Here is a 6740-nt window from a genome sequence, read left to right as displayed (position 1 = left end):
GGGGCGGGGCTCGGTCATGGCGTCCCCCTCGGGGTGGTGCCGGGTGCTCTCACGCAGCCTCTCGTGCTGCGCCTTCCCGCGCACGCCGGGGCCATGCCCCGCTGCGCCCGCCGGGGGACGGACGGCGTCATCGCAGTTCCGGACGTGCCTCCAGCTGGCGCTCCGCCTCGGCCACCAGCTCGGCGGGGGCCTCGGGCGCCTCGTCAGGGTGCTCTCCCGCCCACCGCGCCGCGTACGGGCAGATCGGGACCGCGGGGACGCCCGCCCGGGCCGCCATGCCGTAGAACGCGCGGGCGAGGATACTGCCGACGCCCTTGCCGCGGTGTGAGCGTTCGACGACCGTGTGCACGGCCACGAGGGCGTGCGGCGGCCCGTCCAGGACAAAGTAGGAGATGCCGCCGGCGTGCCGGCCGTCCTCGTACGCGTCGAGCCGGCCGTTCGCCCGGTCGTCGCGGATGTCCAGCGCTTCGGTCATGGGTGACGCGTACCCCGCCCGCCGCCGGACCAGCCGCCTGAGCCGCCGCTCCGGCCGCTTCAGCCCCGCGCGGCGGGCACCGCGTGCGGACTGCGCGCCGTGTCGGTGCCCGGCACGGGCGCGGAGGCGTCGGAGCCGAGCTCCACGATCCGGTTCGCGGCGTCGACGTGCACGACGCGCGGCACGAGCATGCGCGCCTCGGCGTCGTCGACCTGGGCGTAGCTGATGAGGATGACCAGGTCACCGGGGTGGACCAGATGGGCGGCGGCGCCGTTGATGCCGATGACGCCGGAGCCGCGCTCCCCCTCGATGACGTACGTCTCCAGGCGGGCGCCGTTGTCGATGTCGACGATGTGGACGAGCTCGCCGGGCAGCAGATCTGCGGCTTCCATCAGCTCGGCGTCGATGGTGACCGAGCCCACATAGTGGAGATCCGCCTGGGTCACCGTGGCCCGGTGGATCTTCGACTTGAACATCGTACGCAGCACTTTGGACTCCTGTATGACGGCTCCCTGCCTGCTTTGTCCAGGTCAAGGGCGGTCTCGACTGTACACCGGGCACGCCGGTCGAGGATTGTGACGAACATCGCTCCGCTCGGGCAAGACGCTTCACGTCTGGGCTTTCGCGCCACACCGGCGCCCGTTCAGGGAATCCTCGGGAAAGCTGGCGACTCATGCTGACCGGATGCTGACCTACCTCATGAGCGATCAAACCCGCGGTAGCCCCCTCTACACACACGGACAACGTGCGTCCACGCACCACCGACCTGTCGGGCACCGACATCACTCTGGGTCATGGAACACGCTCCCTTTCGCCATCAGCCGGTCGACGCTCGACCGCTCCGGAAGTCGACTCGCTGCCTGCCGCCCGCCCGAGGCCCCTCGGCAGCGTGGAACTCGCGAGCAAGGCGGAGCCAAGGCGCCGACGCCGGCCCGCCCGGGCCGAAGCGCAGGTCACGCGCCTCTGCGTACTTGCGTGCGCCGCTCCTCCCTGCCGTACGGTCCAACCGATGGCGACCGCCTTCGCACACAGGGGTGTGGCGATGACGCCGACGCCCCGGCCTTGCTCCTGCGCGGCGGTGATCAACTGATGGGCGTCTCCCGCGATGCCGGCGGCGCAGACGCCTCCGTACCCCTACTTGAGCACGGTCACGGTGCTGCCCCAACCGCTCCCCCGCGGTCACGACCCTGACCATAACGATTTTGAAATTCGCTGACCTGCCTGGTTGGCCGTCCGGGGAAGTCGCGGGCGGCCAACCAGATAGTGAGGTCTCGGGCGATGTCGTTGACGCTGGTCGCCGTGGTGATCTCGTGCTCCCCCATCGTTGCCTTCCCCTCCGTGTCGGCCCTGGTCGCGGTCAGCATGGCACGTGGATCCGACAGCTCAGGCCGGTCGCAGCCATTCTCCGATCGCGGCGATCAGGACGGTCGCCTCGGAGCGGACGGCGAGCTTGTTGTAGCGCGGGGCGACAGCACGGTGCCTCTTGAGGCGGTTGATCCCACACTCGACCGCATGGCGCTCGCGGTAGTCGGCCGGGTCGAAATGCGGCGGTCGGCCGTCGCGGGAGCCGAGCTTTCGGCGGTCGCGCGCGCCTGGTCGGCGTTGTCCGGGATGGTGCATCGGTCCCGCGGCGGCGCAGGTAGGCGCGGTTCTTGCGGGAACCGTACGCCTTGTCCGCCCGCACGCGATCGGGGCGGACGCGTGGCCGGCCCGGCCCGGCCCGGGGAGGGGCGGGGCGGGGCACGCGAGCCTTTGCCAGCGCGGGTTCGAACTGCGGTGAGTCTCCACGCTGTCGTGCCGTCACCACGATCGACATGGGCTTCCGACCTTGCTCATCTGCCAGGTGCGGCTTGATGGTGAACCCACCGAGCGACCTTCCCAGCCCGTGATCACGGGGCTCGGTGAAGATGCCGCCCGGTGGTTCCCTTTGCGCCCTGGCCTCCTTCGGCAACAACGGCTCCAGCACCGCCCACTGCTCGTCCGTGAGATCGCCCCGCCCCATGAACCGTGATCATTCACAGTCCCAGATCCACTTTCGGCGCACGACCTAGATCATTCCCTTCCTTGAGCAGCCAAATGACGCGGCAGGGAGCCGGACTTCTGGGTCCGGGTCCCTGCCGCGCAGAGTTACCCGGTGGCGCCCCGCGCCAGTTCTCGGGCCTTGCCGGCCCACTCCCCCATGCGCGTGATGGCGGAGGACATCGCCTGCACCGCGCTGGAGATGTCCTTCACCGGTTTGCGGAACTCTCGGCTCCAACGGACCAGGCCGTTCGCGGAGGTACCGAGGAATCCGAACTGTGACAGTCCCGTCCGGGCCGCCTCGTCCAAGTCGATGAGCTGCTCCAGGAACTCGTCCGTTCCTTCGCCACGCTCGTCGGGCGGTGTCATCTCGATCAGGCTCAACGCGGCTCTCACCCCGCTGTCCAGCGTCGTCATCCGCTCCGCGAAGGCCATGGCGACGGTCCTCATCGCCCCGGCAGGTACGCTCAGCGACTTCGCGTAACGGGTCGTCGCCGCGAGACGGGCGGTCGCGGGGGCACTCGCCTGGGTGAGGTCGAGCATCTCGCTGGTGCTCTGTTCGGTCAGCGTCCGGATCGTCTCCATCGCCTTCGTGATGGCCACCAGGTGAGCGGTCATCTCGTCCACCCCGCCTTCGATCGCGGCGAAGTCGTCCAGCAGACCGGGGGGATCCTCGTCGGCCGTGGTGTCCGCGTTCGTGCTCTCCATGGCGGACGACGGCTCCTCGACCGGTTGGAGCGCTCTCACGACCCGCGCCGGGGTGAGGATTTCGAACCCGTCCCTGAGTCCGGCTTCCAAGGCGGTCTCGATCTCCCGGCGCGCTCCGGCCAAGTGGCTGCGTGCCCGTTGGTACCGGATCGTTCTGATCGACGCGATGTCGAAGGGCAACTGTCCGGCCTCCCCGATGTGGATGGTCGGCTTGCCGGTGATGTGACGCAGCCCCAACTCGTACATCACGTTGGGGTTGCCACCGCTGACGTCCGCGATGACCAGGTCGCACTCGATGACATGCCGGCAGATCTGCTCGTTGATGTCACCGGCGTGCGCGATGCCGTCCGCGCGCACGGCGTCGATCTCGTACTTCGCGCAGGCCGGCGCGATCACCTGCTCGAAGATCCCGAGGTGGTGCTCGTAGGACTCGCGCTCGGGGGTGCCGTGAGCGGCGTACGCATCACCGATGGGGCCGATGACGAAGCACGTCCGGGGCCGTTCGGGCTCCTGCGGAAAGGTCGGCGACACGTTCATGAGGGATCCTCCGTCCCACGGATGTCGGTAGCGTCGAGCGTGGCCGCGTACGAGGCGCCGGCTTCCAGGTCAACGGCGTACACGGGACGCTCCTCAATGCCGAGCGAGCGCAACAGGTACGCGGTCGGGATGCGGTAGCGCCGCCCGACGCGCAGCACCGGGCAGGGGAAGGCGCCGCGGCGGATCAGTTTGTACGCCGTACCGGGGCAGACCCCGAACGCGCGGGCAGCGGTCCGCAGGTCGACGCTCAGGGGCAAGTCGAACGCCTCCGCGAAGCTCAACGGCGTTCCGGAGCGGGGGCTCATCGCCGGGCTCCCGCGGGGCGCAGCACGAGCCTGCCGACAAGGGCCGCTTCCTCATGACGCCGGGCCCGGAACACCACGTCGGGCAAGCCCGCCCAGTGCGCGAGCGCCCCGAGCCGCTCCCCTTCCCGCCGTGTGCGCGACTCGGCGAAGCGGAGCGTCGCGCACAGTCCGTCGGGACGGGGCGGGGGGACGAGGTGCAGTTCCCACTTCTCGGCCGACCGCTGCGGCTCCTCTCTCGGAGCCATGGCGATGCGGGCGTCCGCGAAGCGGGCGACGTCCACGACGGGCACCTCCCTCCTGATGCGGTCGGCGTAGGCCCACATCCCGTTCACCGCCTCCTTGATCAGACGTCCGCCCGTGTCCGGACCGTCCGGATCCGCGGTGTCGAGGGCGGCGAGTAGGGCCAGTACGGCCTCCGCCTCCAAGTCGGCGCGCTCGACCCTCAAGCGGCGCAGGATCCGGTACAGGTTGCGGTGCAAGCCGGGCATCGCCAGCCAGACCACCAGCAGTCTTCCCTCGGCGTCGCCACCCGGAGGCTCCTGCTGGGCCTCCGTCACGGCCTGTCGCCAGATCGCCGTCCGCAGACCCTCGTCGCGCCGCGGCCCGTACAGAGCGTTCCTGCAGTCCTCCGGAGACAGCCGTACAGGTCGGTGGCCGTCACTCACCACGAGGAGGCGCCGCACACCTCCGGGGGCCCTGAATAGCGTCGCTGTGATCAGGGCGAACACACCGTCGGGGTCAGTCCTGCTCATCGCTTCTCCTTTCCGGCCCCATCAGGCCCGGGTACGACAGCGCCTCGGCAGCCCGCTCGCAGGCGCTCGCAAGGGCGGTCAGCGCCGACCGCACGGCGACGAGGCGCTCGGCCGAGATCGGGCTCGCCGTTCCGGGCCGGAACCAGGACGGGTCGGCCGCAGGGGCGGGCGGGTGGATGCAGATGTCGCCGTACAGGTCGTTGCCGACGTTCACCCCGTAGTCCGCCCACTGGGTTCTGTCCCCTTCGAACCGGAACCCGGCTTTGTGGGAGGCCGTCACCGGGCGCGCCAGGGGCCGTCCGCCGTAGGCATCGCGGGCAGGCCGAGATTGAGGCCGCCGCGGACGTCCCGGCCTACGGCGACGCCGTGGTGAACGTGCTGTGAGAGGTTCGCCCGATCCACGACGGGAACGTTCGGCGAGGGCAGCGGCTCGTGCCCACCGTCGGCGGCCGCTCGCACGTCGTCCGGCTCATGGCCCGGCACGCGGATCCAGCCGTACCCTCCGAACTCCTTGACCTGTACGTGGGCGCGAACGTACTGCTCCGGCTCGAGACCGGGTTGTCCGAACCGTACGACGTCCTGATACAGCCGGTCCGACACGATGACGGCGAGATCCGCCGAGGTGAGGACGGCCAGCACGGCCTTCACCTGGGGCGCGTTCACGTAGCGCGCCACGGCGACGGGCGCGGGGCCGGCGTGGCCGAGGGCGGCATCCGGAGCGACACCGGTGTCGACGGCCAGCCGCAGCCTGATACGCGGGGCGGCGGAACGCGCGTTGAGGGCGCCGAGGCGGACCGCCAGATGGTGTACGAAAGCCCCCAGGACCGCTGCTTCCGGGGTGGCCTCGGGAAGGACGGCGAACTCCATGTCGCCCTGTGGCTGACGAGCCCAGGCCTCGCGGTCCAGTCCGGTCAGCGTCGCGGCTTCGTCCAGCGCCCGGACCAGGTCGGACTGCACGGCAGATTGGGTCCGGGTGTCGAGGAGGCTGTACTGCTCCATGTCCGCCGCGAGGCACAGCCGGCGGCGCGGGATGCTGTCCGGGGGCAGGGGAGAGAAGGGTTCACTCATGACAACTCGCCACCTTCCAGTGGTTGTCGGGTGTGCTGCACGCCAACTGTCCGAGGAAGGGGGGCCAGGGGCCAGAATCCCGCGCTTTTACGGATTTCTTGACAGGTCGCCTCGTGACGCCGGGCCGAGCCGAGCCGCCCGCCGCAGTCCGGCCATGTCACGTACGTAGGTCTGCCGTTCGCCCGTGGCGGAGATGAGTCCGTCGATCCGTAGCTGGGCAAGCGTCTTCTGCACGGTGTTCGTGGTGGATCCGACGAGGTCGGCGAGTTCAGACTGGGACAGCCTCACGTCGATGCGCACCGAGTTCCTGTCCGGCTTCCCGTGCGACTGCGCCAGCTCGACCAGCAGGCGCGCCAGCCGGACCGGGACCGGATGCCTGCCGTAGTTCAGTGGCCAGCGCTCGGACCGGCGGAGTCGGCGGCCGATCACCCGCTTGAGGGCCAGCTCTGCTTCGGGGTTGGCGCGGAGGAAGGGCAGCAGTTCGTGACTCGGGACGACGGTGGCGGTGACCTCGCGGTCGGCGGTGACCGTCGCCGACCTCGGCCCGAGGCCCATCGCCGCCACCTCGCCCACCACGTCCCCTTCGTTCTTCACGTCCATGAGCGCCGGCCGGTCCCCGTCCAGTCCACCGGTCACCTTCACCACCCCTCGGTGGAGCACCATCAGGTCCCGGGCGTGATCACCCTCATGAATCAGCACGTCTCCCACGGCGAAGCTGCACCGCGTCCCGAGCCGCGCGAAGGCCTTGCGGGCCCCCTCCGTCAGCGTGTCGAGAAACGGCGCGCGACCATCCATGTCCGAGCCACGAATCATGCGCACAGCACAGCACGCGCTCAGTGCGGCGGTCCGCGCTTTCCGCCCGGACAGCCGGTGCCA

The 6740-nt window shown here is 70.1% G+C and carries 9 protein-coding genes and 1 pseudogene; all 10 read right to left on the bottom strand.

Annotated features, from left to right (window positions below; translation table 11 throughout):
• Positions 1-127: 127 nt before the first annotated feature.
• The 10 genes and pseudogenes from HTZ82_RS06295 to HTZ82_RS06255 all read right to left on the bottom strand — a co-directional run bounded on the left by HTZ82_RS06295 (position 128) and on the right by HTZ82_RS06255 (position 6659).
• On the bottom strand, positions 128-475 hold the full coding sequence (locus HTZ82_RS06295; protein WP_175408279.1) for a GNAT family N-acetyltransferase: 348 nt from the start codon (positions 473-475) through the stop codon (positions 128-130).
• A 59-nt stretch (positions 476-534) separates the two neighbouring features.
• Positions 535-963, bottom strand: a complete 429-nt coding sequence (gene panD, locus HTZ82_RS06290; RefSeq protein WP_175408278.1) for an aspartate 1-decarboxylase — start codon at positions 961-963, stop codon at positions 535-537.
• A 544-nt stretch (positions 964-1507) separates the two neighbouring features.
• Positions 1508-1582, bottom strand: a pseudogene (locus tag HTZ82_RS32030) (flavoprotein); the annotation flags it as partial.
• 250 nt (positions 1583-1832) lie between these two features.
• Complete coding sequence (locus tag HTZ82_RS06285; protein ID WP_254711664.1) at positions 1833-2291, bottom strand: hypothetical protein; 459 nt, start codon at positions 2289-2291, stop codon at positions 1833-1835.
• A gap of 311 nt (positions 2292-2602) precedes the next feature.
• Positions 2603-3739 carry a hypothetical protein gene (locus HTZ82_RS06280; protein WP_175408277.1) on the bottom strand — a complete coding sequence of 379 codons (1137 nt, stop codon included), beginning with the start codon at positions 3737-3739 and terminating at the stop codon, positions 2603-2605.
• Positions 3736-4044, bottom strand: coding sequence for a helix-turn-helix domain-containing protein (locus tag HTZ82_RS06275; RefSeq protein WP_175408276.1), 309 nt, complete (start codon positions 4042-4044; stop codon positions 3736-3738). Before HTZ82_RS06275 ends, HTZ82_RS06280 begins: the two co-directional genes overlap by 4 nt.
• Positions 4041-4796 carry a hypothetical protein gene (locus tag HTZ82_RS06270; protein WP_175408275.1) on the bottom strand — a complete coding sequence of 252 codons (756 nt, stop codon included), beginning with the start codon at positions 4794-4796 and terminating at the stop codon, positions 4041-4043. The genes HTZ82_RS06275 and HTZ82_RS06270 overlap by 4 nt, the downstream gene beginning before the upstream one ends.
• Entirely contained in the window at positions 4783-5076 is a 294-nt protein-coding gene (locus HTZ82_RS06265) for a hypothetical protein (RefSeq protein ID WP_175408274.1), read from the bottom strand. The genes HTZ82_RS06270 and HTZ82_RS06265 overlap by 14 nt, the downstream gene beginning before the upstream one ends.
• On the bottom strand, positions 5073-5864 hold the full coding sequence (locus HTZ82_RS06260) for a hypothetical protein (protein WP_175408273.1): 792 nt from the start codon (positions 5862-5864) through the stop codon (positions 5073-5075). The genes HTZ82_RS06265 and HTZ82_RS06260 overlap by 4 nt, the downstream gene beginning before the upstream one ends.
• Before the next feature lie 87 nt (positions 5865-5951).
• Positions 5952-6659: a Crp/Fnr family transcriptional regulator gene (locus HTZ82_RS06255; protein ID WP_175408272.1), complete on the bottom strand. Its 708-nt coding sequence runs from the start codon at positions 6657-6659 to the stop codon at positions 5952-5954.
• Positions 6660-6740: the final 81 nt, after the last annotated feature.

Origin of the sequence: Streptomyces sp. TRM64462 (genome assembly GCF_013362995.1) — a bacterium.
Taxonomy (GTDB): Bacteria; Actinomycetota; Actinomycetes; order Streptomycetales; family Streptomycetaceae; genus Streptomyces.
This window is presented reverse-complemented; position numbering and strand designations above follow the sequence as displayed.

Bases quoted from the DNA above. Each gene is read 5' to 3' on its own strand.
- HTZ82_RS06295 (WP_175408279.1), bottom strand. From the start codon at position 475: ATGACCGAAGCGCTGGACATCCGCGACGACCGGGCGAACGGCCGGCTC.
- HTZ82_RS06285 (WP_254711664.1), bottom strand. From the start codon at position 2,291: ATGTCGATCGTGGTGACGGCACGACAGCGTGGAGACTCACCGCAGTTC.
- HTZ82_RS06280 (WP_175408277.1), bottom strand. From the start codon at position 3,739: ATGAACGTGTCGCCGACCTTTCCGCAGGAGCCCGAACGGCCCCGGACG.
- HTZ82_RS06275 (WP_175408276.1), bottom strand. From the start codon at position 4,044: ATGAGCCCCCGCTCCGGAACGCCGTTGAGCTTCGCGGAGGCGTTCGAC.
- HTZ82_RS06270 (WP_175408275.1), bottom strand. From the start codon at position 4,796: ATGAGCAGGACTGACCCCGACGGTGTGTTCGCCCTGATCACAGCGACG.
- HTZ82_RS06260 (WP_175408273.1), bottom strand. From the start codon at position 5,864: ATGAGTGAACCCTTCTCTCCCCTGCCCCCGGACAGCATCCCGCGCCGC.
- HTZ82_RS06255 (WP_175408272.1), bottom strand. From the start codon at position 6,659: ATGGATGGTCGCGCGCCGTTTCTCGACACGCTGACGGAGGGGGCCCGC.